At 72.0% G+C, this 25671-nt stretch carries 27 protein-coding genes; 11 read left to right on the top strand and 16 right to left on the bottom strand.

Annotated elements, in window-relative coordinates; all coding sequences use genetic code 11:
- Positions 1–3 precede the first annotated feature (3 nt).
- The 9 genes from I8E28_RS06675 to I8E28_RS06635 all read left to right on the top strand — a co-directional run bounded on the left by I8E28_RS06675 (position 4) and on the right by I8E28_RS06635 (position 9867).
- Positions 4–285, top strand: a complete 282-nt coding sequence (locus tag I8E28_RS06675) for a hypothetical protein (protein WP_200787212.1) — start codon at positions 4–6, stop codon at positions 283–285.
- Positions 282–1772, top strand: coding sequence for a lipopolysaccharide biosynthesis protein (locus I8E28_RS06670; RefSeq protein ID WP_200787211.1), 1491 nt, complete (start codon positions 282–284; stop codon positions 1770–1772). The genes I8E28_RS06675 and I8E28_RS06670 overlap by 4 nt, the downstream gene beginning before the upstream one ends.
- Positions 1769–3127: an O-antigen ligase family protein gene (locus I8E28_RS06665; RefSeq protein ID WP_200787210.1), complete on the top strand. Its 1359-nt coding sequence runs from the start codon at positions 1769–1771 to the stop codon at positions 3125–3127. The genes I8E28_RS06670 and I8E28_RS06665 overlap by 4 nt, the downstream gene beginning before the upstream one ends.
- Positions 3124–4092 (top strand): glycosyltransferase family 2 protein, encoded by a 969-nt coding sequence (locus tag I8E28_RS06660; RefSeq protein ID WP_200787209.1) that lies wholly within the window; start codon positions 3124–3126, stop codon positions 4090–4092. Before I8E28_RS06665 ends, I8E28_RS06660 begins: the two co-directional genes overlap by 4 nt.
- Entirely contained in the window at positions 4089–5159 is a 1071-nt protein-coding gene (locus tag I8E28_RS06655) for a glycosyltransferase family 2 protein (RefSeq protein WP_200787208.1), read from the top strand. Before I8E28_RS06660 ends, I8E28_RS06655 begins: the two co-directional genes overlap by 4 nt.
- Entirely contained in the window at positions 5156–6349 is a 1194-nt protein-coding gene (locus tag I8E28_RS06650; protein ID WP_239027193.1) for a glycosyltransferase family 4 protein, read from the top strand. The genes I8E28_RS06655 and I8E28_RS06650 overlap by 4 nt, the downstream gene beginning before the upstream one ends.
- Positions 6346–7947, top strand: coding sequence for an FAD-dependent oxidoreductase (locus I8E28_RS06645; RefSeq protein ID WP_200787207.1), 1602 nt, complete (start codon positions 6346–6348; stop codon positions 7945–7947). Before I8E28_RS06650 ends, I8E28_RS06645 begins: the two co-directional genes overlap by 4 nt.
- Complete coding sequence (locus I8E28_RS06640; protein WP_200787206.1) at positions 7944–8909, top strand: NAD-dependent epimerase/dehydratase family protein; 966 nt, start codon at positions 7944–7946, stop codon at positions 8907–8909. Before I8E28_RS06645 ends, I8E28_RS06640 begins: the two co-directional genes overlap by 4 nt.
- Before the next feature lie 73 nt (positions 8910–8982).
- Positions 8983–9867: a hypothetical protein gene (locus I8E28_RS06635; protein ID WP_200787205.1), complete on the top strand. Its 885-nt coding sequence runs from the start codon at positions 8983–8985 to the stop codon at positions 9865–9867.
- A 1-nt stretch (position 9868) separates the two neighbouring features.
- On the opposite strand, the gene I8E28_RS06630 is transcribed toward I8E28_RS06635, so the two are convergent.
- On the bottom strand, positions 9869–10057 hold the full coding sequence (locus I8E28_RS06630; RefSeq protein WP_200787204.1) for a hypothetical protein: 189 nt from the start codon (positions 10055–10057) through the stop codon (positions 9869–9871).
- Positions 10058–10185: 128 nt separating this feature from the next.
- On the opposite strand from I8E28_RS06630, the gene dmeF reads away from it, so the two are divergent.
- On the top strand, positions 10186–11163 hold the full coding sequence (dmeF, locus tag I8E28_RS06625) for a CDF family Co(II)/Ni(II) efflux transporter DmeF (RefSeq protein WP_200787203.1): 978 nt from the start codon (positions 10186–10188) through the stop codon (positions 11161–11163).
- A 10-nt stretch (positions 11164–11173) separates the two neighbouring features.
- Here dmeF and I8E28_RS06620 read toward each other — a convergent pair whose 3' ends face one another.
- From I8E28_RS06620 to I8E28_RS06565, 12 genes are all read right to left on the bottom strand, one after another.
- The gene (locus I8E28_RS06620) at positions 11174–12577 is read right to left on the bottom strand and encodes a phospholipase D-like domain-containing protein (protein WP_200787202.1); all 1404 of its coding nucleotides are present in this window, start codon (positions 12575–12577) and stop codon (positions 11174–11176) included.
- 9 nt (positions 12578–12586) lie between these two features.
- Positions 12587–14017, bottom strand: coding sequence for a hydroxysqualene dehydroxylase (locus I8E28_RS06615; RefSeq protein ID WP_200787201.1), 1431 nt, complete (start codon positions 14015–14017; stop codon positions 12587–12589).
- 138 nt (positions 14018–14155) lie between these two features.
- Positions 14156–14479 (bottom strand): hypothetical protein, encoded by a 324-nt coding sequence (locus tag I8E28_RS06610; RefSeq protein ID WP_200787200.1) that lies wholly within the window; start codon positions 14477–14479, stop codon positions 14156–14158.
- 25 nt (positions 14480–14504) lie between these two features.
- Positions 14505–15611 carry a glycosyltransferase family 2 protein gene (locus tag I8E28_RS06605; protein ID WP_338050735.1) on the bottom strand — a complete coding sequence of 369 codons (1107 nt, stop codon included), beginning with the start codon at positions 15609–15611 and terminating at the stop codon, positions 14505–14507.
- A 140-nt stretch (positions 15612–15751) separates the two neighbouring features.
- Positions 15752–16531 carry a WecB/TagA/CpsF family glycosyltransferase gene (locus I8E28_RS06600; protein ID WP_200787199.1) on the bottom strand — a complete coding sequence of 260 codons (780 nt, stop codon included), beginning with the start codon at positions 16529–16531 and terminating at the stop codon, positions 15752–15754.
- Positions 16531–17439, bottom strand: a complete 909-nt coding sequence (gene epsG, locus I8E28_RS06595) for a chain length determinant protein tyrosine kinase EpsG (RefSeq protein WP_200787198.1) — start codon at positions 17437–17439, stop codon at positions 16531–16533. Before epsG ends, I8E28_RS06600 begins: the two co-directional genes overlap by 1 nt.
- Positions 17436–18842: a chain length determinant protein EpsF gene (epsF, locus tag I8E28_RS06590; RefSeq protein ID WP_200787197.1), complete on the bottom strand. Its 1407-nt coding sequence runs from the start codon at positions 18840–18842 to the stop codon at positions 17436–17438. The genes epsG and epsF overlap by 4 nt, the downstream gene beginning before the upstream one ends.
- Before the next feature lie 20 nt (positions 18843–18862).
- Positions 18863–19702, bottom strand: a complete 840-nt coding sequence (gene epsE, locus I8E28_RS06585) for a polysaccharide export protein EpsE (RefSeq protein WP_200787196.1) — start codon at positions 19700–19702, stop codon at positions 18863–18865.
- Between the two features lie 59 nt (positions 19703–19761).
- Positions 19762–21087 (bottom strand): outer membrane beta-barrel protein, encoded by a 1326-nt coding sequence (locus tag I8E28_RS06580; RefSeq protein WP_200787195.1) that lies wholly within the window; start codon positions 21085–21087, stop codon positions 19762–19764.
- A gap of 93 nt (positions 21088–21180) precedes the next feature.
- Complete coding sequence (locus tag I8E28_RS06575; protein WP_200787194.1) at positions 21181–22641, bottom strand: undecaprenyl-phosphate glucose phosphotransferase; 1461 nt, start codon at positions 22639–22641, stop codon at positions 21181–21183.
- Entirely contained in the window at positions 22634–23422 is a 789-nt protein-coding gene (epsA, locus tag I8E28_RS06570) for an XrtB/PEP-CTERM-associated transcriptional regulator EpsA (protein ID WP_200787193.1), read from the bottom strand. The genes I8E28_RS06575 and epsA overlap by 8 nt, the downstream gene beginning before the upstream one ends.
- Positions 23423–23848: 426 nt before the next feature.
- Complete coding sequence (locus I8E28_RS06565; RefSeq protein WP_200787192.1) at positions 23849–24157, bottom strand: hypothetical protein; 309 nt, start codon at positions 24155–24157, stop codon at positions 23849–23851.
- A gap of 99 nt (positions 24158–24256) precedes the next feature.
- Here I8E28_RS06565 and I8E28_RS06560 point away from each other — a divergent pair, with 99 nt between their 5' ends.
- Positions 24257–25012: a hypothetical protein gene (locus I8E28_RS06560; protein WP_200787191.1), complete on the top strand. Its 756-nt coding sequence runs from the start codon at positions 24257–24259 to the stop codon at positions 25010–25012.
- A 163-nt stretch (positions 25013–25175) separates the two neighbouring features.
- On the opposite strand, the gene I8E28_RS20835 is transcribed toward I8E28_RS06560, so the two are convergent.
- From I8E28_RS20835 to I8E28_RS06550, 3 genes are read right to left on the bottom strand one after another with little or no spacing between them, the layout of a single operon-like run.
- Positions 25176–25310 carry a hypothetical protein gene (locus I8E28_RS20835; RefSeq protein WP_275403451.1) on the bottom strand — a complete coding sequence of 45 codons (135 nt, stop codon included), beginning with the start codon at positions 25308–25310 and terminating at the stop codon, positions 25176–25178.
- 16 nt (positions 25311–25326) lie between these two features.
- Positions 25327–25485: a hypothetical protein gene (locus I8E28_RS06555; RefSeq protein WP_200787190.1), complete on the bottom strand. Its 159-nt coding sequence runs from the start codon at positions 25483–25485 to the stop codon at positions 25327–25329.
- A gap of 2 nt (positions 25486–25487) precedes the next feature.
- A complete protein-coding gene (locus I8E28_RS06550) occupies positions 25488–25649 on the bottom strand; it encodes a hypothetical protein (protein WP_200787189.1) in 162 nt (53 codons plus the stop codon).
- Positions 25650–25671 lie beyond the last annotated feature (22 nt).

The following is a 25671-nucleotide window of genomic DNA, read 5'->3' as shown; positions in this document are numbered from 1 at the left end:
CTGTTGTCCGCCGGTCTGCAGTCCGCACTCGCGGCCGCACCCGCCACCGCGGCGGCCGCCCCGGCGACCGCCGCGCGCTCCGAAGCCATCGTGCAGGCCCAGTTGCTGGTGCCCACCGATCCCGCCCCGTCCATGGGACGCGGCGGCACGGCCGTCGCCGCCAAGGGCGGCACCAAGTCCGAAATCCATGGCGAGGAAGATCGCGGCGTCGGCGGGATGCTGCTGGCCGCGCTCGCGCTGATGACCGGCATCGCCGTGCGGCGCTGGGGCATGGGACAGCAATGAGCGGTCCGGCGCTGCGATCGCTGGCCGAGCGCGCGTTCAAGTGGAGCGCCGCGACCACCGCCGGCCGCTTCCTGCTGCAGCTGCTGGCGCAGATCACGCTCGCGCGCCTGCTCGGTCCCGACAACTACGGCGTGTACGGCATCGGCATGGTGGTGCTCACCTTCGCCGGCTTCCTGTCGGGCAACAGCTTCAGCTACATCCTCATGCTGCAGAAGCAGGTCGACGACCAGGACGTGCGTTTCGCGTTCACCTGGCAGGTCGTGATGGGCCTGGCGTGCGCCGGCGCCATCGCCGCCTGCGCGCCGTTCGTGGCCGGCTTCTTCGGCGATGCGCGCGTCGCCCCGATGCTGCTGTGGATGGCCGCCACCTGCCTGCTGATGGCGCTGGCGGGACCCGCGACCTGCCTGCTGCAGCGTGACCTCAACTTCCGCGCGCTGGGCCTGATCCAGCTGGCCGGCTACGCGGCCGGCTACCTGGGCGTCGGCGTGCCGCTCGCGCTGTCCGGCTGGGGCTTCCAGGCGCTCGGCGCGGCGTGCCTCGTGCAGGCGGCCGTGGTGCTGGTGGGCACGTTCCTCGTGCGCCGCCATCCGGTGCGCCCGCTGTGGCGCCACCACCTGGCGTCCGACACCTTCGATACCGGCCGCACCGTGTTCACGACCAACCTCGTGAACTGGCTGCTGACCAACGTCGACCGGCTCGTGATCGGCCGCGTGCTCAACGCGCATGCCGTCGGCCTGTTCAGCGTCGCCTGGAACCTGGCGTCGATCCCGCACACGCTGCTGACCACCGCGATGCAGCCGACGTTCCTCGCCGCCGGCGCGCGCATGCAGGATGACCCGAAGCGGCTCGGCCAGGCCTGGCTGACGATCCTGGCCTGCCTCTTCGTGATCGTGCTGCCCGCCTCGGTCGTGATGGCGCTGCTCGCCGGCGACCTCGTGCACCTGCTGTACGGGCCCGCGTGGCAGGAAGCCGGCTGGGTGATGGCGGTCCTGTTCCTCTGCGTGCCCGCATTCGCGGCGCTGAACCTGTCGACGCCGGTGCTGTGGAACACCGGCCGCAAGCATCTCGAAGCGCGCCGGCAACTGCCGCTGCTGCTGCTGGCCGTGCCGCTGTGGTGGTTCGCGGCGCAGGACGGCATCCGCGCGGTGGCGCTGGCGTCGGCGCTGGTCGTGCACCTGCGCGCCGGCGTGATCCTCGCCACCGGCATGCGTGCCGTCGGCTTGCGGCTGCACGAAGTGGCCGGCCTGGCCGGCCGCGGCATCGCGCTCGCGACCCTGTGCGCCGGCGCCGTGCTGCTCGGCCGCGAGGCCGTCGCGTGGGCGCACCAGCCGGTGGCCACGCTGTTCGCGGGCGGCTGCGTCGCCCTGCTCGCCGCGGTGGGCATCGTCGCCTTGCGCCCTCAGGTGCTCGGCCGCGAGGCCCACGCGGTCCTGTCCCGCTTCGTGCCCGGCATCCGGGTGCAGTGGGCGACGGAGGCACAACCATGATCCGCTGGCGCACCGGCCCCGGCTTCCTGTTCCTGCTGTTCCCCGCGATGCTGGCGCTGGCCGGCCTCGACGTGCTGCTGTCCGGCCGCGACCTCACGCAGGCCTTCCTCGACCTCGAGCGCGAGACGCAGGCGTTCGGCGAGGCCACGCGCAACCCGATCCTGGCCTGGACGCAGCGTGGCGTGTCGCTGCTGCTGATCGCCGCCTCGCTCGAGCGCATCACGACGCACTTCATGCAGTCGCGGCCGCTGCCGTCGGTGGTGCTCACCGGCACCTTCCTGTTCTACTGGTTCACCGGCGTGCTGGCCCCGGGCCTGCTCGGCGCGCATCCGCAGCTCACGCACGAATACGGCTACTCGCTGCTCCTGGGCTTCGCCGCGACGCTGACGATGGCGGACGACCGCGAGCGCATCCTCACCGCCTCGCGCAACGGGCTGTTCGTCTTCATGCTGGCCGGCATCGTGCTGGTGCCCTGGAACCCGGCCCTGGTCCTCGACGCGTCCTATTCGCAGGGCCTGCTGCCCGGCGTGCCGCGCTTCGGCGGCCTGGCCGCGCACCCGGTGAGCATGGGCATGCTGGCGCAGACGGCGCTGCTGCTGCTGTGGGCGCGGCCGCTGCAGCGCCGCTGGCTCACCATGCTGTGCTGGCTGCTCGGGCTGACGGTGCTGTTCTTCGCGCAATCGAAGACGGCGTGGCTCGCGTTCCTGATCAGCGCGGCCTGCATGGTGGTGGTGCGCAACACCGCCGACTCGATCGAGCGCCTGGGCGACGTCCGCCACAACTCGTTCGGCGTGCTGATGCTGTTCGGCGTCGTCGTCGCCGTCGTCGGCGCGCTGCTGGCGGTGCTGGTGTTCGACCTGCCCGACGTGATCGCTGATTTCTTCGGCACGGGCCAGGGCGCGCAGCTCGCGAGCCTCACCGGGCGCGACCGCATCTGGACGGTGGCGCTGGAGGAGTGGAGCAACAACCCGGTGTTCGGCTACGGCCCGACGATCTGGGATTCGGAATACCGCAACGCGATCGGCATGCCGTTCGCCGTGCACGGCCACAACCAGTTCATCGACGCGCTCGCGCGCACCGGCACCATCGGCACCTTCGGCCTGGTCGCCTGGTTCGTCACGCTGATGGTGCTGTCGTTCCGCTACGCCAAGGCCACCCGCGGCCTGTCGCTCGCCATGTTCCTCACGCTGGCCCTCATGTGCGTCAGCGAAGTGCCGCTGCTGCTGGCCGGCTACGGCACCGACGTCTTCACCCACATGCTGCTGGTCGTGACCGTCGCGGCCGCCGCCTCCGAGCGGCGCCGCAACGTCATCGCGGCCGACCTGTACGAACCCGTCATCCGGACCGCCGCATGAACTTCTCGGTCGTCGTCCCGCTGTACAACAAGGCGCCCTACGTGGCCGCCGCCGTTCGGTCCGCGCTGGACCAGACCCTGCGACCCCTGGAGGTGATCGTCATCGACGACGGTTCCACCGACGGCGGCGCGGAGGTCGTGCATGCGATCGGCGACCCACGCGTGCGCCTCATCCGCCAGCCCAATCGCGGCGTCTCCTTCGCGCGCAACCTGGGCATCGGCCTGGCGCGCGGCGACTGGGTCGCGTTCCTCGACGCCGACGACTGGTACCACCCGGAGATGCTGTCGTCGCTGCAGCAGGCCGCCGCCGCCGTGCCCGAGGCCGGCATGCTGGGCGCCGGTTTCCGGCGCGTGCCGCCGGCGTTCGACGGCACCTACGCGCCCTGGTCGGTGGCCGACACCTTCTTCGAGGTCGAGGTGGTCGAGGACCTGCGCACGCGCTGGATGCGCTCGGCCCCCTTCTGCACCAGCAGCGTCGCGATCCGCACGGACCTGCTGTGCGCGCTGCAGCCGGCGTTCGAGACCGCCGATTCGATCGGCGAGGACCTGGACCTGTGGTTCCGCGTCGCCGACCTCACGCCGGTGGCGCTCGTCAACGCGCCCTGCGCCGCGGTGCGCGTGCTGCCCGACAGCCTGTCGACCAAGCAGGCGCCCGCCGCGCTGCCGGCCTACCTCGAACGCATGGAGCGGCGCGCGCTCGCCGGCGAGATCCCGGCCAGGCATCGCCGCTCGGCGATCCGCTTCGTCGCCCAGATGCAGGTCACGCTCGCGCGCGAGGCGCTGGATGTGCGCAACCGCCGGCTCGCGCTGCACTGGCTCTGGCGCGCGCGCCGCATCGGCGGCAGCCGCCGCTGGCTGCTCACCGCGCTGATGGCGCTGTGCATGCCCGCGCAGGTCGCGGGCCACTGGCAGCGCTGGCGCTTGCGCAGCGCCGAGCTGTTCTCCCCTGAAGGACCTTCCGCATGAGCACCCCCACGCGGCCCTGCCGCGTCTCCATCGTCATCAAGGCGCTCAACGAGGAGCGCAACGTCGCCGCGGCCATCGAGAGCTGCCTGGCCGCGCTGCGCAACATCGAAGGCGAGGTGGTGCTGGCCGACTCGCATTCCACCGACGGCACCGTGCGCGAAGCCTCGCGCTATCCCGTGCGCGTCGTGCGCCTGGCCGATCCGGCACAACGCAGCTGCGGCGCCGGCCCGCAACTGGGCTACCAGCATGCGCTGGGCGAGTACATCTACATCCTGGACGGCGACATGAAGCTGGTGCCCGGCTTCCTGGAGCAGGCGCTGTCCTTCCTGGCCCAGCATCCGGAAATCGCGGGCGTCGGCGGCCGCGTCGTCGAGCTGAACCAGGAGAGCCTCGAGTACCGCGAGCGCGGCGAGCGCAGCTTGAAGCTGGAAGCGCACCGCCTGCCCGGGCAGGTCGACCGGCTCGATGGCGGCGGCCTCTACCGCCGCCGTGCGATCGAGGAGGCCGGCTGGCTCTCCGACCGCAACCTGCACAGCTACGAGGAGTTCGACCTCGCCACGCGCCTGCGCGCGCGCGGCTGGAAGCTGTGGCGCCTGCCCTTCGACGCGGTGACCCACTACGGCCACGACGCGCCGCCCTACCAGCTGCTGAAGCGCCGCTGGCGCAGCCGCTACGCCTGCGGGCCCGGCGAGCTGGTGCGCGCGTCGCTCGGCCAGCCGCACTTCAAGCTCGTCGTGCGCGGCCTGCGCGAATTGCGCCTGTACGTCGCCGTCGTCGCCTGGTGGCTGGTGCTGCTGTCGACGCCGCTGTGGCCGCTGCCCATTGCCCAGCGTGCCGTCTCGTTCGCGCTGCTCGCCGCCGCGCCGCTCCTGGCGATGGCGTGGCGCAAGCGCTCGTGGACGCGCGCCCTGTATTCCGTCGTCTCGTGGAACGTGAACAGCGCCGGCCTCGTGCGCGGCCTGCTGGCGCCGCGCATCGCGCCGTCCGGGCGCATCGCCAGCGAGGTGCTGCACGAGCCCATCGAGGCCGACGAGGTCGATCGCAAGGAAAGGAACATCGCGCAATGACGACACCGCTTGAGGGCGCCGGCTCGCTGGACGCCACTCACCCGGGACTGGCCGCGATGCATGCGCCGGCGGGCTCGATCGCCCAGCCGCAGGCGCAGGCACGCCGCCGCTTCATCTACGTGGCCGGCCCCAACACGCCGATGGGCGGGGGCATGTGGAAGGTCGCGCAATACCTCGTGGACGCGCAGCCGCAGGGCGAGCCCGTGCTGCGCATGCTGGAAACGCGCGGCCCCGGCCGGGCGCTGCTGTCGCCGCTGTACCTGGCCCGCGCGATCGGCGCCATCGCCCGCGGCCGCTGGCGCAAGGAGCTCGCCGGCGTCCACGTCAACGTCGCCGAGCGCCTGAGCCTGGTGCGCAAGGGCGTGCTGATGGGCGCGTGCCGCCTGCTGGGCGTGCCCGTGGTGCTGCACCTGCATGCGGCGCAACTGCCGCAGACGTACGCGCGCCTGCCCGGCGTCGGCAAGCTGCTGGTGCGCTGGATGTTCTCGTTGCCGCAAAGCTGCGTCGTGCTCGGTCGCACCGCCGCGGATTTCGTCGCGGGCGAACTGCGCGTGCCGGCCGACCGGATCGAAGTGGTGATCAATGGCGTGCCGTCCCCCGCCGTGCCGCGGCGCACCGGCGAGCGCGCCGTGCCGCACGTCGTGTTCCTGGGCAACCTGTCCGAACGCAAGGGCGTGCCCGACCTGCTGCAGGCGCTGACGCATCCCGCGCTGGCGCACCGCCGCCTGCGCGTGTCGCTAGCCGGTGGCGGCGACGTGGAGGCGTTCCGCACCATGGCCACCGAGCTGGGCGTGCAGGACCGCGTGGAGTTCCTCGGCTGGGCGGGGCCCGAGCTCGTGGGCAAGCTGCTGGCCGATGCCGACGTGATGGTGCTGCCCTCGCACGACGAAGGCCTGCCGCTCGCGATCCTCGAATCGCTTGCGCACGGCGTCGCCGTCGTCTGCACGCCGGTCGGCGAGATCCCGAACGTGCTGCTGAACGGCCGCCACGCCTGGTTCGTCGAGCCCGGCAACCCGGCCAGCATCGCGCGCGGGCTGGCGCAGGTCCTAGGCGAGCCGTCGATGCGCGAGCGCCTCGAGCGCGAGGGCCGCGCGCTGTACGACGCCGAGTTCTCGCTGCCGCGCTTCGCGTCCGCGATCGCGCGCGTGCACGAACGCCACTTCGGCCTGTCCGCGGCCCCGAGGCCATGATCGAGTCCGCCGACCGGGTGCCGCGCGGCACCACGGTGCCGGCGGACGTGTGCGTGGTCGGCGCCGGCGCGGCGGGAATTCCCCTTGCGCTCTCGCTCTCCGGCAAGGGCCTCTCGGTCGTGCTGCTCGAAGCCGGTGCCGGTCCGCACGATGCCGGGGCGCAGGCGCTGTACGCAGGCGATCTCGCGCGACCCGGCAAGCACCTGCGACCGGACCGCGGACGCCGCCGTGGGCTCGGCGGCACGACGCAGGCCTGGGACGGCACCTGCATGCCGCTGGACCCGATCGATCTCGAGCGGCGCGCCCATGTGCCGCACAGCGGCTGGCCGATCTCGTGGGACGGCCTGCAGCCCTGGTACGCGCGCGCGAGCCCGTGGCTGGAGACGGGCCGCTTCGGCACCACCGTGCCGGGGCCGCTGCTCGACGGGCTCGACGATCGCCTGGTGGATGCGCAGCGCCTGGAGCAGCTGTCGTGCCCCACGGACCTGGGCCGCCGCTACCGAGCGCGGCTCGCCGCCGCCTCCGACCTGCGGGTGCTCACGGGGGCGCATGCACTGGGCGTGCGACTGCATCCCGACGGCCGCCGCGTGCAAGCCGTGCCATGCGCGACGCTGCGTGGCCATCGCTTCCAGGTCGAAGCGCGCGCCGTGGTGCTCGCCGCGGGCGGGCTGGAAACCGCGCGGCTGCTGCTGCAGCCCGACGACGTGGTGCCGGCGGGCATCGGCAACGCTTTCGACCAGGTCGGCCGCTACTACCAATGCCAGCTGCGCGGGCGGGTCGCGTGGCTCGTCACGCGGGGGGCGGTCCGGGCCGGCCATGAACTGGCCGTGGACGGCGTGCCGACGCGCCGGCGCATGGCGATCGCCGCTTCGGCACAGCGGGCCGAAGGACTGCTGAATGCGTCGTTCTGGCTGCAGCCGCCCGACGCCGCCGACCCGTCGCATGGCGATCCCTGGCGATCGCTGCGGCACCTGGCCACCCATCTTTTCGACCCGGCCGCGGCGCCGGCCCTGCCGCAACACCTGCGCAACGTGCGCAGCGGCGCCGCCTGGGCGCACGCGTGGCAGGCGGCGCGCGAGCGGCTGCAGCACGCGCGGCGCTGGCCGGTGTCGCGCGAGGACGCGAACCGCCATGCGCTGTGGGTCCAGGCCGAGCAGCAGCCGCTGCCCTCAAGCCGGGTGCTGCTCGCGGATGATCGCGACGCGCTCGGCCTGCGCAAGCTGCGCGTCGACTGGCGGCACTGCCTGGCCGATGTCGCGTCGGTGCACCGCGGCCTGCTGCAACTGGCGTCCGAGCTGGGGCGCGCCCGTGCAGGACGGCTGGAGGTCGACGAGGACTTCGGCGACGTGCTGCTGCCGGTCACCGGCACCCACGCGGGCACGGCGCGCATGGGGCGCGACCCGCACACCAGCGTGGTCGATCCCGACGGGCGGGTGCATGGCGTGCAGGACCTGTACGTCGCCGGCAGCGCCGTGTTCCCCACCTGCGGGCAGGCGGACCCGACGCTGACGATCGTCGCGTTGTCGCTGCGGCTCGCCGACCATCTCGCGCGCCGCCTGCAGCCGCGCCGCGCGGCGGCACTGGAGTTGTTCGCATGAACGTCGTCATGCTCGGCGGTGCGACGCCGGCCGGCGCGCGGCTGGCGTCGCTGCTGCGCGACTCGGGCTGGGCGCGGCCCGTGCTGCTGCGGCCGCACGACCCGGGCATGGAAGAAGCCTTCGCGGGGGCGGATGCCGTGGTCGACTGCAGCGGCAGCCCGCGCGCGGCGCTCGCGCGGCGCGTCGAGTGGATGCAGGCCTGCCTCGCTGCCAAGCGCCCCCGGCTCGTGGTCCTGGGCAGCGCGCGCGTCTATGGCTCCTTGCGGGGTCGTGTCGACGAGGCCTCGCCCTGGCCGCGCACGGCGGAGGCCGAGGTGCGCGGCTGGCGCGCGGTGGAAGGCGCGGCGCGCGCGTGCGCGGCCGCAGGCGGCCAAGTGGTGGTGCTTCGCGCGGGACCGCTCTGGGGCAATGGCTTGCCGCTCGTGCGTCGCCTGGCCACGGCCTTGCGCGAGCGCCGCCTGGGCGACCTGGGCGCGCACGGCGACGGCTGGAGCAACCTGGTGCCGGTCGACGACGCCTGCCTGGCGATCATCCGCGCGCTGCAACTGCCGCTGCAGCGCGGCGACTGGCGCTGCTACAACCTGGCGGCACCGGACAGCCCGCGCTGGAACGACCTGTTCCTCGACCTGGCCTTGGGCATCGGCGCGACGCCGGTGCCGCGCATCGCCGCCTGGCGCATCGCCGCGGAGCAGTGGATCGCCACCCCGCTGCTCGACGCCTTGCGCGGGATGGCGCCGCGGGACGACTCGGAGCTGCCCCAGGCGATTTCGCGGCCGGAAGCGGCCGCCTGGCGGCTGCAGCAGCGGGTGGACGCCAGCGCGGCGACCAACGAGCTGCGGCTGGACTGGACTCCGTACCCCTCCGTGCTGGCGGACGTGGCGGCGTGGGAGGTGCGGCAGCACGGCCTGGAGCGGCTGCGCCGCGCCGGAGTCGCGGGGCACCCGGCACGCCGCGGCCTCTGAGGCGGCCCTCCCCCATTCGGGGGGCTGGGCAAGGTTTCGGGTCCGTCGTTACACTGAGTTTCTGGTTGTAACAATGACTGGCTCGTCGCCCATTCCCGACGGATTCCCCGCCGCGCTCACGGGGAGGATCCAGGCCATCGTCGATGCGACGTTGAGCCTGGTGCCCCGCATCGCCCGCCTCCCGGACATGCTGGACACGCAGCTGCTCCACGGCGAGGCGTCCGCCCTGCTGCGCGCCCTGCAGGACATGCACCACGCGGTGGGTGGCGCCGAGCCGGAAACGCCGGCCTCGCTCTGGCGGCGCACCTGGCCGTTCCGCAGCAAGCAATCCGCGACCCTCCTGCGCGACCGGCTCGACGAGGCGCTTCGCACCGAGGCCCCGTTGGCCTCGCACGTGCAGGCCTTGCGTGCATCGCATGCCGCGCAGCAGCAGGCTGCCCAGCACTCGCTCGCCCGGCTGGAGCGCACGCGGGCCGAGATCGATCCGCGCGTGCGGCAGGCGCAGGACCTGCTCGCCGAGCTGTGGGACACCTTGCGCCCGCAACGGCCCGACCCCGAGGACCAGGAGTCGCTGCACCTGCTGCGGATGCTGCTGGCCGACGTCGACCGCCAGCGGGTCGCGTTGCAACGGCTCGAAGGCTTGTGCGTCGCCGCGGCCGATGCGGGGCGCTTCGGCCAGCTCGTGCTCGCGGGGCGCGAAGTCGTGCTGGAGCTGCTCGGCGACGCGTTCGACGCGGCCTGGCGCGATTGGCGCGGCAAGGTCGAGCCGCTCGCGCGCGCGGACCGCGGCGCGCAGGACGTGCTCGAAGGCTCGGAGCAGGCGATCGTGGCGCGCGCCGCGCTGCTGCGCGACATCGACAAGGTGCGCATCGCGTGCACGCGCCTGCAGATCGACGAGCAGGCGTTCGCGCAGGCGCTCGTCCACCTGCGCGAGCAGCTCGCGCCGTTCGCGCAGTAGCCTAGTGCTCGCCGAGCGGGCGGCCGAAGAAACCGGAGTCGGCCTCGAAGTCGCTGTCGCGGAACGGTTCGCCCGCGGGCAGCTCGGCGCCGCCGCGGCCGAACCAGGCCTCGACCAGGCGCGCGAAGCGGCCGGCGGGCTTCACCGCGGCGGCTTCGTGAATGGACGGATCGGTGTCGTGTGCATCCATGGTGTGTGGCTTCCTCTGCATCCATCAGGCCACGCGCGCACAAGCTCGGCTGTAGGAGAACGTCCCTGCCGCCCTCCGGCCATTGGCGCGAGCGCGCCCGCCCGCTCTGGGACAATCGTGCGGACGCCATGAGCAGCACGCAAACCGCCGCACCGCAGGGCGCGCCCTGCACCCACCGCCACGAGTTCCACGCCGGCAACGACGCCGCCGAACGCAGCACGCGCACCGTGTTGTGGGTGACGCTCGTGACGATGGTCGGCGAGATCACGGCCGGCTGGTGGTTCAACTCGATGGCCGTGCTGGCCGACGGCTGGCACATGAGCTCGCACGCGCTGGCGATCGGGCTGTCGGTCGTCGCATACACGACCGCGCGCCGCTACGCGAGCGACGAGCGCTTCGCCTTCGGCACCTGGAAGATCGAGGTGCTGGCGGCGTTCACCAGCGCGATCCTGCTCGTCGTCGTGGCCGCATTGATGCTGCTCGGGTCGGTCGAGCGGCTGCTGGAGCCGCAATCGATCCACTACCCGCAAGCACTCACGGTCGCGGTCATCGGCCTGCTCGTCAACCTCGCCTGCGCCGTGATCCTCGGGCGCACGCACCATGGGCACGACCACGGGCACGCACACGAGCACGAGGACGACCACGACCATGCGCACCACGACGCCCACCGGCATGCGCACGGCGAGGACCTCAACCTGCGCTCGGCCTACGTACACGTCGCCACCGACGCCGCGACGTCGGTGCTGGCCGTCGGGGCGCTGCTGGGAGGCTGGCTCTGGGGCTGGGCCTGGCTCGACCCGCTGATGGGCGTCGTCGGTGCGGTGCTGGTGGCGTGGTGGGCCCGTGGCCTGGTCGGCGAAACCGGCAAGGTGCTGCTGGACCGCGAGATGGACCACGCGATCGTGCAGGAGATCCGGCAAGCGGTGGAAACGACGCAGGACCGCGTCACCGACCTGCACGTGTGGCGCGTCGGGCGCAACGTCTATGCGTGCGCGATGACGTTGCTCACCTCCGCACCCGCGCTGGAAGCCGCCGAGGTGCGCGACCGGCTGGCCGGCCATCCCGAGGTCGTGCACTCCACCATCGAGATCCACCGCGCGGCTTGAGGCCGCCAGCTCACAGCTGGAACGTCAGCCAGCGCAGCAGGCCCTCGCCGACCTGGCGCAACGCGCCGACGCGCGGCGGATGGAATGCATGGGCGTGCGATCGCCAGTGCTCCGCGCGCGCGGCGAACTGCCGCACCGCCGCCTCGCCGTAGAACGCGACCATCAGCTCGTAGTTGAGGAAGAGGCTGCGCTGGTCGAGGTTGGCGGAGCCGGCCAGCGCCACGGCCCCGTCGACGACGAAGAGCTTGGCGTGCAGCATCTGCGGATACAGCCACACGCGCGCGCCGGCGTCGACCAGGTCGCGCAGCGCCGCGGGGCGCGCGAGATCGGCCAGGCGGTGGTTGGATCGCCGCGGCAACACGATGTCGACGGCGACGCCGCGCCGCGCGGCCAGCGTGAACGCCATCAGCAGCGCCGGCTCGGGCACGAAGTACGGCGTGACCGCGACGATGCGCTCCTTCGCGCTGAAGCACGCGTCGATCAGCAGCTGGTACAGCGTGTCCTCGACCTGGTCGGGGCCGCTCGGGATCCACTGCACGAGCGAGTCCTGGCCGTCGGCCGGCGCCTCCAGCAGCTGCAGCCGCGCCGGCTCGTTGCGCGCCAGCGCCCAGTCGGCCTCGAACTGGCGCACCGCCTGCTGCGCGAGCGGCCCGCGCAGGTCGAAGCTCAGGTCCTCCCACGCCGGCTGGCGGCGACCCTCGACGAAGTACTCGGATGCCAGGTTGCGTCCGCCGCACCACAGGTGCTCGCCATCGGCGACCGCGACCTTGCGGTGGTTGCGCAGGTTCACGCGGCCGCGCAAGGGGGTCGTCGACCACGGCTGCACGAACATCCGCAGTTCCACGCCGGCGCGCTGCAGGGAGCGCAGCGACGGGATGCCGCCGAGGAAGCGGCCGACGCCATCGACCATCAACCGCACCCGCACGCCTTGCGCGGCGCGTGCCGCCAGCAGTTGGGCGACGCGCTCGCCGACCACGTCGCGCCCGACGAGGAAGGTGCTGACGTCCAGCGTGCGCTGGGCGCTCGCGATCACGGCTTCCAGCCGCTCCAGCGCCTCGTGGCCGTCCGCGTGCACGTGGAGGTCCTCGCTCGCGACCGGGGGCGGCAGTCCCAGCGCGACGGCCAGGGCCTGGAAGCGGCCGGCGGGCGTCGCGCGATGCGCGGCATCGGCCTCGTGCCGGCGCAAGGCGCCGCGCCGCGGCTCGCGCACCGTCTTGCGGTTGCCGAACACCAGGAACAGCGGCAGCGCGACATAGGGCAGCAGCGCGAGAGCGATCACCCAGCCGATCGCCGCCGAGGGGTGGCGGCGCTGCCGCGTGCCGAGCGACAGCGCCGAATACAGCAGCAGTGAGAGCAGCACCACCGCCGTGTGCAGCGTCAGCCACTCCGTCGGACTGAAGATGGACGCCCGCATGGCGCGAGCTTACGTCGCGGCCGCCCGCCGGCGCAGCACCCCCGGAAGGCCGTAGGTCTCCGGCGCCTCCTTCGCGATCGAGGTCGGCCGCCCCATGTCCGCCAGCACGCCTTCGGCCGCCAGCGCGCCCGAGCGCGCGGCGCTCTCCATGGAGCAAGGCAGCGCCGTGTCGGTCCAGTCGCCCGCGATCCAGGCGCCGGGCAGCGCGGTGGCGTTGCCCGGCCGCAGCAGCTCGGTGCCGGGACGCGGTTGCGGCACCGCCATCGCGATGCGGTGCACGCGCGTGTGCAGCACGCGCGCCTGGCGGGCCTGCGGCGCGAACTGCTCGATCTCGCGCATCGTGTGCTCCACGATGCGCTCATCGCTCCATTCGGCGCGCGACTGCGGGCCGATGGCGTTGCACGCGATCACCGACCCGCGGCTGCCAAGCGCGGGCCGGATGTTGGCCAGGTCGTAGAAATCCGTGTTGAGGTTCTGCACCGACCAGGTCCGCGCCCAGAAGCGCTCGCGGGTCACGCGGCGGTCGAACCAGACGTACGTGCTCTGGTACGGCGCCGGCCGGAAGTAGCTCGCGGTGGTGGCCAGGCCTTGCAGCGCGTCCGTCTCGGCGGCGACGCCGGCCAGGTCGTGCGGCGGCAAGGCGAGCACGCAGCGCGGAGCTTCGAGCAGGTGGCCGTCGGCCGTCTCCACGCCGGCAAAGCGGCCGTCGCCGTCCAGGCGCAGGCGCCGCACGCGTGCGCCGAACAGCACCTGCCCGCCCGAGCGCACCACGGCGCGGCAGGCGCCCGGGGCATACAGCGAGGCGAGCGCGACCTTGGGGAAGCCGAAGTACCAGCCGCTACGTCCCAGCATCAGGCGGAACACGCGCAGCGCCGCGGCGCCGGAGCACTGCTCCAGCGACACGTTCAGCAACGCCAGCATCGCCGAGCGCCAGAACCAGTCGATCGCGCGCGGCCGCACGCCCATCGCGCGCAGCATCGCCAGCGCGTCGTCGCCGTCGAACTCGCGCAGGCGCTGCTCGTCCAGCCGCGCCGCGCGCCACGCCAGCCGCATGTGGGACCACGCATCGGGAATCGACAACCGCGTGAGCGCGCGCGGCGCGAGCGGCAAGCCGTGCAGCGGCGGCGTCCAGCCGCACACCGGCATGCGCAGCGCGCCCTTCGCATCCAGCAGCGTGATCAGGCGCCGGTCCTGCCAGAGCACCTGGTCGTCGGTGCCCAGGCGCTGGAGCATGGCGAGGAAGTTGCGGTGCTCGCTGGTGATCACGTGCGGGCCGATGTCGACCTGCAGGCCGGTGGTCTCGTCCGTCCAGCTCGACGCCCGCCCGCCCGGCATCGGCGCCGCCTCGAGCACCGTCACGCGCAGGCCCGCATCCGCCAGCGCCAGTGCGCAGCGCAACCCGGCGACGCCAGCGCCGGCGACGATGACATCGGCGGTCATGGGGCGGGAGAAGGTCCGGGCGGCACGCGAGCAGCGTAACGGCTGTGCCACCCGCGCGGCTGCCTCAGCAGCGACGGCTGGCGTCAGCGGGGCTTGATGGGTTGTGTTGTTGCACGTGCCGGGTGCGGCGCCACGCACTCAACCTTGCCAGACGCCATACCCAGCGCGACGGAGCGCGATCGCGAGTTCGACTTCCATGCTGCGGGCTTCGTCGTACGTCATGGGGTTGTAGCGGTCGTACAGGCCGGGCAGCAGGCGCAAGCCCCATTGCTGGACGTAGCGGTTGGCCTGGATGCCGGCCTTGTGCTTGTCGAAGCGCACGTCGGGATCGAGCCCCGTCATGCCGACGTACACCAGCGGCTTGCCCGGTTCGTGGTCCGGGTTGGCGCGGCGGAAGCGGGCCGCGTTCCACACCCGGTCGTCGAGTTGCACGACGTAGACGTGGTAGTGCGGCCGCCCCATCGCCGCATCGTAGCGGCGCGCGCAATCAGGCCGTGCCGGCGGAAGCGCCTTCGGGCGGCAGCGGGCTGGCGCGGGTGCGGTCCATGTAGCCGCGCACCAGGCTGCCGGGCCACGACAGGATCATGAACGCCGTGAACCACCAGCGCTTGGTCCGGACGATGCGGCGCGCGGCCCACAGCCAGCGCAGCGCCGCGAGGCGCTCGCCGCGTACCACCGCGTGGCGCGCCATGTCGATCTTCATCTGCGAGATGTAGACCAGGGCCGAGCGCGCCCGGTGCGCGGGCAGCGAGCCGGACCGCACCCGCTCGCGCATGCGTTCGACCCACGGCGGCAGCTCGCGCGGATCGTGCCTGGCGCTCAGGCTGCCGCCCACTTCGGTGCGGTACGCCGCCAGCGGCGCGTGCACGAGCGCGATGGGGCTGCGCTCGCCGACGCGGAACCACAGGTCCAGGTCCTCGCCGAAGGACTCGCCCGGCGGGAAGCAGGGCTGCATGCGGTCCAGCAGCGAGCGGCGCACCGCCACGGACCCGGTGAACAGCGTCGGCCCCTGCATCCAGCGCGTGGGCAGGTCGTTGATGCGCTCGACGGGGACGTCGCCGTCGGGCACTTGCCAGGCCAGCGGCGCGGCCATCGCCTGCGCGTCGGTAAAGGTGACGAAGCGGGAGGCGACCACGTCCGCATCGGGCGCCGCCTGCTGCGCGCGCCGCAGCTGCTCGAGATAGCGCGGGTGGTGCCAGTCGTCGGCGTCCAGGAACGCGACCCATTCACCGCGCGCCAGCGAGATGCCCAGGTTGCGCGCGACGGAGACGCCGGCGTTGGCCTGGCGCACCAGACGCACGCGCGGGTCCTGGATCGCGGCAACGAGGTCCGGGCCTTCGTCGCGCGAGCCGTCGTCGACGACGATCACCTCGAAGTCCGGATCGGTCTGCGCGAGCACCGACCCCAGCGTCGCCATCACGTAGCGCGCCTTGTCGTGCAACGGGATCACGATGGAGAAGTGCACGGGCGCGCGCGGCCCGGCGTCGCGGCGCGGGCGCTCCGCGGGACCGGGCGAGCCGCCCGCGGGCGACGCGGGCGTGAACGTGGCAGCGAAACGGGACGTCGATGGGTTCATGCGGAGCAGGTCGATCACGTGCCAGAGCATCGCCGTGAACGCGCCGGGCGGGAATGGCCCGCCCGGGCTAAGGTTGAGTCGCGTGGAACGGCAGGAAGCGCCGCAGGACGGAGCAAGTGCAATGCCCGAAGCGGCGCGCGGCCAGTGCGCCGGCCACGTCATGCCACGGCCGGCCAGCCGTGGCGCCAGCTGCGCTCCGCGATGTCGAGCGCGCGCCGCAGGAACCGCGGGTTGCCGCGCACGTAGCGGTCCCACAGGCGCCGCGGCTCGCGGCACAGGCGGAACGCCCACTCGAGGCCGTGCTCGCGCATCCAGGTGGGTGCGCGCGGCACCTTGCCGCCGAGGAAGTCGATGATCGCGCCGCCGCACACGATGAGGCACGGCGAGCCGAGCGCGCCGCGCAGGGCCATCGCAACCTCTTCCTGCCGCGGCATGCCCATGCCGAGGACGATCAGCCGCGGACGGTGGCGCGCCGCGAGGCGGATGTACTCCACCGTGTCCATGAAGCCGTCGGCGGTGATGACGTCGCTGCGCGGCGCGAGCTGCGCGAGCACCTCGTCGCGCGCGTGCGACAGCCACGGATCCCGCGTGCCGAACAACGCGATCGGCTCGCCGTCGGCGCGCTGCAGCAGCTTGGGGATCAGGTCGGTCCCGTTGAGGTTCTGCCCCGGCACCTGGTTGCACACGCGCATCAGCATGGCCATCCCGATGCCGTCGCGCACCACCACGTCGGCCGACATCAGTGAGTTGAAGAACGCGGGCGACTCGGCGACCGTGTTCATGGCGTGCGCGTTGACGAACGCGAGCACGCGCGCCTCGCCCGGCCGCAGCAGCCAGTCCAGCAGCTGGTCCTCGCCGCGCGGCGTGTGCACGCGCGCCATCGAACGCACCAGCTGGTACCAGCGCAGCTGCCAGTCGCGAGCAGCCGCGGGCGCCATCACGCCACCGCCCCGGCCCCGTTGAGGACCGCACCGACGACGCTGACGCCGAATTCGCGCAAATCCTCAGACAGCTTGATCACGCGCGGCATCGAGCTGCGGTCCCGGCAGGTGACCATCAGCGCGGCGCCGGCGCGCGCGGCGACGGTGCCCGCATCGGCCCACGCGCTCGCGGCCGGCGTGTCGACGAGGATGACCTCGTACATGCCGCGCAGCGACTGCACGAGGCGCTGGAACGCGGGACGCGACAGCAGCTCCTGCGGGTTCGGCGGCAGCACGCCCGCGGGCAGGACCGTGAGGCCCGGCAGCTGCGGGATGTCGCACATCACCTCGGCGCCGGCGCGGCCGGCCAGCAGCGCCGACAGCCCCACCTTGCCGGGCAGGCCGAAGATGCGGTGCTGGCGCGGCTTGCGCAGGTCGGCGTCGATGACCAGCGTGCGCTTGCCCATCTGCGAGAACAGCACGGCGAGGTTGGCCGTGATGTAGCTGCGGCCTTCGCCCGAGCCTGGGCTGACGATGGCCAGCGCCGACTGGTCGCTGCCGTTCTCGAACCAGCGCAGCATCAGCTGCGCGCGCAGGCTGCGCAGGTGCTCCACCGCCGGGCTGTCCGGCTCGTAGGCGGCCACCAGGTCCTTGCCCAGGCCGGCGTCGGGCGAGATGCTCGCCTGGCCGAACTGGCGGGCGAGCGCCTGGCGCACGTCCTCGTCGGTGAGCAGCCCCATGGAGATGCCCGCCTCGCCGAACGGCAGGCCGACCTTCTTCTGGTACTCGTGGATCTTCTCGGCCTCGTCGCCGGTGATGCGGCCGGCTTCCACCAGCAGCGCCCCGATGGGCATGCTGGCTTCGCGCGCGGGGCCGACGACGTCGAGGTCGCGGTGCAGGGGAAGGATCTGCGTGTTGTTGCTCATGCGTAGCTCCCGCGGTAGCCGAGCGCCGGGCGGGCCGGCGCATGCGCCAGCCGCGCCAGCGATGCCTTGCCGTCGTGCGCGGGCACGGTCGCCAGGATCGGCAGGTGGGTGGCCATGGCCAGGTCGTCGACCGAGCGCACGCGGCGGTTGATCAGCTCGAGCAGCAGCGCACCGGCCAGTGCCAGCAGGAAGCCGGCGACGGCGGCGACGATCAGCGCGAGCTTCATCGTCGGGCCCTTCTGCTCCAGCGGTTCGATGGCGGTGGCCAGTCGCTGGATGTTGGTCTGGTTGGACAGCGCCTGCAGCTTGGACTGCGACGCGCGCTCGCTGACGGCTTCGTACGCCTTCTGGGCGGCATCGAGGTCGCGGCGCAGCACGTTGAGCTCGTCGCGGAACTTGTTGAACTGCATCACGCGGGCGCGCTGCGCGTTCACGGCGCCCATCAGCTCGCGTTCGCGCGCCTTGGTGACCTGGTAGGACGTCTCGATCGAGCTGCCGATGCTGCCGGTCTCGGCGCCCAGGCGCGAGCGCATGGCGCGCAGTTCGTCCTGCATGCGGATCATCTGCGGGTGGCGCGCGCCGAGATTGGCGCTGGCTTCCTGGATGCGCGCTTCCTGCCGCGCGATGTCGGCCTTCAGGCTGTTGATCAGCGGGCTGGCCATGGTCTCGGCGACGCTGCCGGCGGCGGCGTTGCGCTTGTTGGCGACGTCGGTGAGCTGGCCCTGCACCAGGGTCAGTTGCGACGACAGCTCGTTCAGGCGCTGCGTCTCCATGTCGGCGCCGTCGGCGCTGATGACGCCGGTGCGCTGCTGGTACTGCGTCAGGCGTTCCTGCGCCTGCTCCAGGCGGTCACGCGCGAACTTCAATTGCTCGTCGAACCACGCCGAGTACTTGCGGGCCGGATCGGTCTTGATGTCCAGCGCGGTATCCAGGTAGGCCTGCGCGAACGCGTTGGCCACGTTGGCCGCCTGCTGCGGGCTGCGGCCGGTCCACGAGATGTTGATGATGTTGGACTCGCGCGCGGGCTTGACGTCCAGGCCGGCCTGCAGGTCGCTGGCCAGCCAGGCCTTCACGCTGCCGCGGCCGCCGGTGGCCCTCTGCCAGCCTTCGGTGGCCTTGGGGTCCTTGTCCATGCCGAGCATCTCGACGACGCGCTCGGCGACCCGGTCGCTGCGGGCGATGTCGATCTGCGTGGCCATGTACGAGGCCGGCACGATCGGCTGGTAGTTGGGCTGGGCGAGCGGGTCCGGGTTGCGGACGTCGACCAGGATCGGCGCGCGCGCCGTGTAGTACGCGGGGCGCAGCAGCACCCATGCGAGCGCGAGGGCGACGGTGCCGAGGAAGATCCCGAGGACGAGCATGCGGCGCGCTCGCAGGATCGCGAAGAATTGGGACAGGTTCATGGCGAAGCCTCCTTACTGCTTCAGAACAGGCTTTCGCGGACGAAGATGACGTCGTTGGGCATCACCGGGTCGCTCAGGCGAGCGTCGGCTTCCACCTTCTTGCCGTCAGGCGTGGTGCGGGTGACCTTCAACCGGTTGAGGCTGCCGCGCGGGGTCGGGCCGCCGCCTTGCGCGATGGCCTGCTGCACGGTCATGCCGCGCTCGATGCGGTACGGTCCGGGCTTCTGCGCCTCGCCGTAGATGTAGTAGACGGGCGCCTTGTTGACGAACAGCGTGTCGCCGCCCTGCACCAGGATGTCGTCCTGGCCGCGCTGGTTCAGGAACAGCGCGGGAATGTCGATGACCTTGCGGAACGGCTGGCCGCTGCGCGTGCCGGTGACGATCAGCGTGTCGTCGCCCATGGGCGTGACGCCGCCGGCCGCCGCGAGCAGGTCGCTGACGCGCGTGTTGGTCGTCTCCAGCGGGAACCGCCCCGGCTTCTGCACCTGGCCCAGGACGGACACCTGGTTGCCGCGCACCTGCAGCAGGACGATGTTCACCTGCGGCTGGCGCAGGAAGTTGCCGCTCTTGAGCGCCGAGGCGATCTTCTTCTCGGCGTCGCCGATCGTGGTGCCGCCCAATTGGACGTTCCCGATCAGCGGGTAGTTGATCGTGCCCTGCTCGGACACGCGTGTCTCGACGGTCAGGTCGGGGTTCTGGTAGACCTGCACCCGGATCTGGTCACCGGGTCCCAGCCTGTAATCGGCGCTGGCGGTTTGGGCCCCGCCGGCGCCTCCCCCTCCCGGGTCGGGCTGGGCCGCCGCCAGAGCGGCCCAGGTGGTGATCAGGAACAACCCGATCCATCGAAACACGAACTTCATTTCTCTCTCCCTTCAATGACCTGCGGTCTGGCGCCGCATGGCCGGGGAGCCGCCGGAACCTAGATGTTCAGCTTGACGGCCAGCCCGACCACGTTGGCGCGGTAATTGAAAATCGGCACCGACGACGAGCGCTTCTCGTTGCGGTACTGCGCGGACACACCCACGGTGCGCCACGGCTGCCAGTCGAGGCCCAGGGCCACGACATCGAACTTGTCGCCGCGGCCGACGTCGATCGTCGCGCCGCCGACGTCCACCCACTTGCGGTTCTCGTGCTCGACGCGCGCGCTCAGGGCGGTCTGCGTCGTGATGCGCCACACCGGGCCGACGAACACGCGGTCGCTCTCGACGTGGCCGCCGCTGCCGAGCAGGTAGCTGCCCAGGTCGCGCGAGTAGCCGGCGACCAGGCGCGTCTTGGCGGTGGCATCCCACGTCACGCCCAGCGAGCCGATGGCGCCGTCGAAGTTGCGCGCGGACGCGCCTTCGTGTTCGCGGCGCAGGTTGCCGATGGTCGCGTCGACCGCCGTGATGGGCGACACCGCCCAGTGCACGGCCAGCGTGACTTCGTCGTCCTTGAACTTGGGCGCCAGCGCGTTGTTGTAGTCGCCGTCGCCGTGGCGGTAGCGCGCCGTGACGGTGGAGCCGCGGGCCGATTCGTACTGCACGCCCACGCGGCCGCTGGTCACGTCGGGGTTCCCGTCCCACGCGGTGGGGTCGGTGCTGCGCGAGGCCGTGTGCTGGATGCCGGCGAGCAGGCGGTAGCTGGCGCCGATCTTGTAGCGGCCCTCGACCAGCTCGTTGCTCTCGGTGCGGCGGTTCAGCGCGCTCACCAGGCCGTTGGCGGTGACGTCGCGGAACTGCCGGCGCTCGGCGCTGGCGACGCCGTCCAGGACGTTGCCCACCGCCCAGTACCAGGCCGCCGAGTAGTTCAGCGTCGTGTAGTTGGTGTCCAGCTTGTCGAAGCGGTAGTGGTCCGCCGCGACGTCCAGCACCACGCGCTGCAGGCTGTAGCGCTTGTTGAAGCGCAGGCCCACGCCGACCGAGGTGATGGTGTCGGAGATCTCGCCGGTGTTCACGCGGCTGACGTTGCTGTCACGCTCGACGCCCGCCGATGCGCGGAAACGCAGGCCTTCGCGGTCGCCTTCCAGCGGCAGCGCGGTGGTCGGCGGGAACGGCTGCGAGATCGACTGCGCGGGCGACATGGGCACGCTCATGCCCTGGCCCATGGGGATGGCCATCGACTGGCCAGCGGGTTGCGCCGCTGATTCGCCGGGTTGGCCGCCGGGGGACTGCAGCGTGGTCTGCGCATGCGCGCCCATCGCGGGCAGCAGGCAGGCCGCGGCCGCGGCGGTGGCGGTGAGCAGGGGCCGGAAGGACGGTTTCTTCATTTGGTGTTCACTCTCGCGAGGCACCCGCGCTCCCGAAGACTTGCATCGTTGCGCGCAGGCTACGGGCGGACAATGGCTCATTCGCGCTAGTGCTCAATAAGCCGCTCCGTCCTTGAACACCAGCCGGATGGTCCTCCAGATGATGTAGAGGTCCAGCCGCAGGGACCAGTTTCGCAGATAGTCGAGGTCGCAGCGAATACGCGCTTCCATCTTTTCCAGCGAGTCGGTTTCCCCGCGATAGCCGTTCACCTGGGCCCAGCCCGTGATCCCGGGTTTGACCTTATGGCGGATCATGTAGCTCTTGATCAACGGCCGGTAGAACTCGTTGTGCGCCACCGCATGCGGGCGCGGCCCGACGATGCTCATCCGCCCCTGCAGCACGTTGACGAACTGCGGAAGCTCATCCATCGACGTGCGGCGCAGGAAGGCGCCCAGCCGGGTGACGCGCGCGTCGTCCTTGCGCGCCTGGGTCACCACCGGTCCGTCCTCGGTCACCGTCATCGAGCGGAACTTGTAGACGATGATTTCCTGGCCCCAGACGCCGTAGCGGCGCTGGCGGAAGATCACCGGCCCCGGCGACGACAGCTTGACCGCGGCGGCGATCGCCACCAGCAGCGGCGACAGCAGTAGCAGGATTGCAACAGACAGGACCACGTCGCTCACCCGCTTGAGGACCGCGTTGGGCCCGCGGAACGGCGTCTCGCACACCGAGATCACGGGCAGGCCGCAGACGGAGTCCGTGCGTCCCTGGATCAGGTCCGTCACGAACATGTCCGGCACGAAGTAGACCGACGCCGTCGTGTCCTTGAGGGCGTCGAGCAGCTGCTTGATGCGCGGCTGCGACGCCATCGGCAGCGACAGGTACACCAGGTGCACGCGATTGCGCTTCACGTAGTCGGCGATCTCGTGGATGCGCCCCAGCATGCGGTGCCGGCGGCCGTGGATGCGGTCGGGCGTGCGGTCGTCGAAGAAGCCCAGGAGCTCGACGCCCGTGTAGTGCGCCATCGCCAGCCGGTCCGCCAGCGAGCCGCCCTGCTCGTTCATGCCGACCACCACCGCGCGCAGCGGCGGGCCCTGCAGCCGGACGATGTGCGGCGCGGCCTGCCGCAGTCCCCAGTGCGCGAGCAGTTGCGCGACCGGCGCGAACCACAGCCAGTGCAGCACGACGTCGCGCGAGAAGTCGTCGAGGTGGCCGGTGGCATAGCCCATGGCCAGCAGCAGGCCGCAGGTCCAGGCCCAGGCGAGCACGGTGTCGGACACCACACGCGCCGGCGACGCGCGCAGTTGCGGGCGGCCGGGATAGGCCAGCGCGAACGCGAGCACCGACACGACCAGCCAGCTGGGCGTGATGGAGCCTTCGATCACCCACACGATGGCCCACAGCGCCAGCACGGTCGCGAGCGGCTCGACGAACGCCTCGCACGAGCGCAACAGCCGGCTGTGGCTGAAGACGGCCGGCCCGGGCAGCGCCGGGGCCGGGGGAGGCGCGGCGCTGCTTGCCGCCGCCGTGGTCCCGGCGGCCGCGAGCACGCGCTCGGCTTGCGTCTCAGGCATACGTCGCCATCCGGGTCAGCTTGGCCACGGCCTGGGCGCGATTGCTCACGTCCAGCTTGCTGAAGATGCTCTTCATGTGGTTCTTCACCGTGAACTCGCTGATGTGCAGGATGCAGCCGATCTCGGGGTTGGTCTTGCCCATCGCGACCCAGACCATGATCTGGCGCTCGCGCTCGGACAGCTGGCCCAGGCGGACCACCAGCTGCTCGACCTGGCAGCGCTCGGCGCCGGGCTGGCGCATCGGCGCCGGCGGCATGCGGCGCAGCGCGGAATCGATGAAGGGCACCAGCAGCTTCAGCGCGCCGGCGCCGCCTTGCGGGGCCACGCCCGAGGTCAGCGCGGCGAAGACACGTTCGCCGCCCAGGCGCACGTCACCGACGCCATGGACGAGCGCGGTGTGCATGCCCGGCACGCCGGGGGACGGCGCCCAGCCCTGCCCGGCCTCGCCGAGCAGTTGGCCGCAGCCGGAGATGTCGAGCTGGCAGGGCTGCGACTGCGCGGCGACCCAGCAATCGCGGAAGTAGCCCACCAGCGGCGCGATGCGGGCCGGCGGGCACAGGTGCGTGCGCAGGCCCGGCAGGCTGGAAATGATGTCGTACTGCAGCTCGCCATTGCGGAAGTCGCCCCACCCCACCACCATGATCTGGTGAGGCAGCCACTGCTGCACCTCGCCCTGCAGCCAGCGCCACAGGTCCGCATGCGTGCGCAACTGGGCGCCCATGCCAGCGATCTTCAAAAACTGCACCGGATCGACATCCGGCAACGCCAGCGACGTGCTCATGCTGCTCTCCCTGGCCGCCGGTTGACGGCCTACAACTCTGGAAACATTTGTTGCGGCACCGGTTGCGTGCCGCGTGTGACAAGCGTTCTCGGACGGCAACGGCGTGTAATGCGCGTCGCTTGCGTGCCACGCTCGGCTTGCGTCGCCTTCCGCGTTGGTGCAAGCCCCGTGCTTCGCTGTGTCTCGCCGTTGAACTTCTGCCATGGCGTTGATGGTGTGAAAAATGGACATGCCCGCGAGGTAGGTTGCACACGCCGCTTCCTGTCGGTACCGGCCCACCTTCGTGTCCGGCAATTCCGACACGGCATCACGTAACCGCGCGTGCACCGTGCAGCACGTTGCAAGCGCGTGCGTCCAAACGTTCGTGGGTGAGCAGGAAGTCACACGGCCGAGGCAGGCCGTGCACTCACTTGCGCGAGGAGGAGGTCAGAAGCGCGGGAGGTCGGCCAGGCGGCGGCCGGGGCGCCCGTCGTCGAGCGCGAGCGCCTCGACGCCTTCGGGCAGGACGTCGACCTTGACCTCGGGCCCGGCCTGCAGCCCGCCCGCGTCATCGGGGAACACGCTGATCACGGTGTCGCCCTCGACCAGGCGGTCGACGACCTCGGTCACGCGCGTCGGCACGGGACGCAGGTCCCAGCGACGCGCGCTCGGGTCCATGAGGCCCATCATGGCCTCGACGACTTGCGAGCCGGCGTAGCGCAGCGCGGTGATCCCGAAGGTGGCTCTCTCTGCCATGGCGCGGATTGTGGTTGGGTGAGCCGGGCTGCCGATCAGGCAACGGCCACTTCCTGCGTGGGAGGCTGCCTACGGTCGCGGCGTAAACTGCCCCTCCCCATGGACGCCCTGCCCGCAACGCAGCCTGCCCCGCCCGCGATCGGCGCCGTGCACGCGCGCCGCCTGCGCGAGGTGTACCGCTCGGCCGGCTGGCCGTGCCAGGACTTGCTCGAGGTGGAGCTGCTGGCCGCGGGCCTGCTCGAGCGCATCGTCGCCTCCAGTGGCCACGAGTGCATGCGCGTGACCGATGCCGGCCTGGCCCTCATCGCCGCCGGCGCGCAGCGCAACCGCGCGCGGCTGTCGGCGCACGAAGCGCTGGTGGAGCGCGTCGCACGCGAGATGGTCCGCGCCGGCCGCGTCGCCTGGCGCAACCTCACGTTGCGCGCGCTCGTGCCCGGGACCGCACCGGAGGATCCGCCGCAGTGGTGCATGTGCCGGCCGGACGTCTTCTCGATCCGCAATACGTCGGTGGCCGAGTACGTCGAGCCGGTGGTGCACGAAGTGAAGGTGCGCCGCAGCGACCTGCTCGCCGACCTGCGGCAAGCGGCCAAGCGGGCGTCGTATCTCGATCTCGGCGAGTGCTGGTACGTGCTGGGGTGCGATGCGCGAGGCCGTGCGATCGCTTCGCCGGACGAAGTGCCCGAAGGCTGCGGGGTGCTGGTGCTCGAAGGCGAGCGGCTCGTCGTCGCACGCAACGCGGCCCGCGCCCGCCGCGCGGCCCTGCCCTTCGGCGTGTGGATGGCGCTCGCGAAGTCCACGCCGGTGGCGGGCTTCGACGAGGACGCGCAAGGGTTGCTGGCCGCGAACGACGGCTAGCGCACGCGCTTCGCGCGCCGCTACTGCTTGGGATGTTCCGAGTGGCCTTCGTCAGGCTCCGGCGGATGCGAACGATCCGGGTCCTTCGGCGGGTGCCGCGGCTCCGGGTCCGCCGGCTTGGGCGGCTCCGGCAGGTCGGGCTCTGGCGTCGGGGTCCCGGGGGTCATCCCTGCGGCGTGTCGCGCGCCTTCGCGCGCTCCTCGTCCTCGTCGTCGTCGGCCGCCGGCGTGGGGATGTCGTCCTCGATCCAGAGATCGGGCTCCTCTCGCTCGAGACCGGGGGGCAGGGGATGTTGCATGGGGACTCCGGTTGCTTCAGATCGGGGGCGGCCGGCCGACCGGCTCCTCGGGTTCGGCGGCCGGTGGCATCGGTCCGAACTCGGGTTCGACGGGCAGGTGGCTGGAATTGGGGGCGCCGGTGTCCTGCGCCTCGTCGTCCTCGGGGGCTTCGGGCGGCAGGTGGTGCGTGGCCATGGTCAGAAATCGCTCTTGTCGGGCAGCACCGGCGGCGGCGCTGCATCTCGCTCGTTCGCGGGCCCGGTGGTCCCGGCCACGGCAGGCGGCGAACAGCCGTCGTCCAGCTGCGGCGCGGCGGGCTGCACGGGGTGCAGGCTGGGATCGACCTGGTACGGGATCATGCTGGCCTCCTCGCGGGACGCC

Origin of the sequence: Ramlibacter algicola (assembly GCF_016641735.1) — a bacterium.
GTDB lineage: Bacteria > Pseudomonadota > Gammaproteobacteria > Burkholderiales > Burkholderiaceae_C > Ramlibacter > Ramlibacter algicola.
Note: the sequence above shows the minus strand (reverse complement) of the source record. Positions and strands in the feature narration are given on the sequence as shown.

Coding starts and splice junctions, on each gene's coding strand:
- I8E28_RS06670 (WP_200787211.1), top strand. CDS start 282: ATGAGCGGTCCGGCGCTGCGATCGCTGGCCGAGCGCGCGTTCAAGTGG.
- I8E28_RS06665 (WP_200787210.1), top strand. CDS start 1,769: ATGATCCGCTGGCGCACCGGCCCCGGCTTCCTGTTCCTGCTGTTCCCC.
- I8E28_RS06660 (WP_200787209.1), top strand. CDS start 3,124: ATGAACTTCTCGGTCGTCGTCCCGCTGTACAACAAGGCGCCCTACGTG.
- I8E28_RS06655 (WP_200787208.1), top strand. CDS start 4,089: ATGAGCACCCCCACGCGGCCCTGCCGCGTCTCCATCGTCATCAAGGCG.
- I8E28_RS06650 (WP_239027193.1), top strand. CDS start 5,156: ATGACGACACCGCTTGAGGGCGCCGGCTCGCTGGACGCCACTCACCCG.
- I8E28_RS06645 (WP_200787207.1), top strand. CDS start 6,346: ATGATCGAGTCCGCCGACCGGGTGCCGCGCGGCACCACGGTGCCGGCG.
- I8E28_RS06640 (WP_200787206.1), top strand. CDS start 7,944: ATGAACGTCGTCATGCTCGGCGGTGCGACGCCGGCCGGCGCGCGGCTG.
- I8E28_RS06635 (WP_200787205.1), top strand. CDS start 8,983: ATGACTGGCTCGTCGCCCATTCCCGACGGATTCCCCGCCGCGCTCACG.
- I8E28_RS06630 (WP_200787204.1), bottom strand. CDS start 10,057: ATGGATGCACACGACACCGATCCGTCCATTCACGAAGCCGCCGCGGTG.
- dmeF (WP_200787203.1), top strand. CDS start 10,186: ATGAGCAGCACGCAAACCGCCGCACCGCAGGGCGCGCCCTGCACCCAC.
- I8E28_RS06620 (WP_200787202.1), bottom strand. CDS start 12,577: ATGCGGGCGTCCATCTTCAGTCCGACGGAGTGGCTGACGCTGCACACG.
- I8E28_RS06615 (WP_200787201.1), bottom strand. CDS start 14,017: ATGACCGCCGATGTCATCGTCGCCGGCGCTGGCGTCGCCGGGTTGCGC.
- I8E28_RS06610 (WP_200787200.1), bottom strand. CDS start 14,479: ATGGGGCGGCCGCACTACCACGTCTACGTCGTGCAACTCGACGACCGG.
- I8E28_RS06600 (WP_200787199.1), bottom strand. CDS start 16,531: ATGGCGCCCGCGGCTGCTCGCGACTGGCAGCTGCGCTGGTACCAGCTG.
- epsG (WP_200787198.1), bottom strand. CDS start 17,439: ATGAGCAACAACACGCAGATCCTTCCCCTGCACCGCGACCTCGACGTC.
- epsF (WP_200787197.1), bottom strand. CDS start 18,842: ATGAACCTGTCCCAATTCTTCGCGATCCTGCGAGCGCGCCGCATGCTC.
- epsE (WP_200787196.1), bottom strand. CDS start 19,702: ATGAAGTTCGTGTTTCGATGGATCGGGTTGTTCCTGATCACCACCTGG.
- I8E28_RS06580 (WP_200787195.1), bottom strand. CDS start 21,087: ATGAAGAAACCGTCCTTCCGGCCCCTGCTCACCGCCACCGCCGCGGCC.
- I8E28_RS06575 (WP_200787194.1), bottom strand. CDS start 22,641: ATGCCTGAGACGCAAGCCGAGCGCGTGCTCGCGGCCGCCGGGACCACG.
- epsA (WP_200787193.1), bottom strand. CDS start 23,422: ATGAGCACGTCGCTGGCGTTGCCGGATGTCGATCCGGTGCAGTTTTTG.
- I8E28_RS06565 (WP_200787192.1), bottom strand. CDS start 24,157: ATGGCAGAGAGAGCCACCTTCGGGATCACCGCGCTGCGCTACGCCGGC.
- I8E28_RS06560 (WP_200787191.1), top strand. CDS start 24,257: ATGGACGCCCTGCCCGCAACGCAGCCTGCCCCGCCCGCGATCGGCGCC.
- I8E28_RS20835 (WP_275403451.1), bottom strand. CDS start 25,310: ATGCAACATCCCCTGCCCCCCGGTCTCGAGCGAGAGGAGCCCGATCTC.
- I8E28_RS06555 (WP_200787190.1), bottom strand. CDS start 25,485: ATGGCCACGCACCACCTGCCGCCCGAAGCCCCCGAGGACGACGAGGCG.
- I8E28_RS06550 (WP_200787189.1), bottom strand. CDS start 25,649: ATGATCCCGTACCAGGTCGATCCCAGCCTGCACCCCGTGCAGCCCGCC.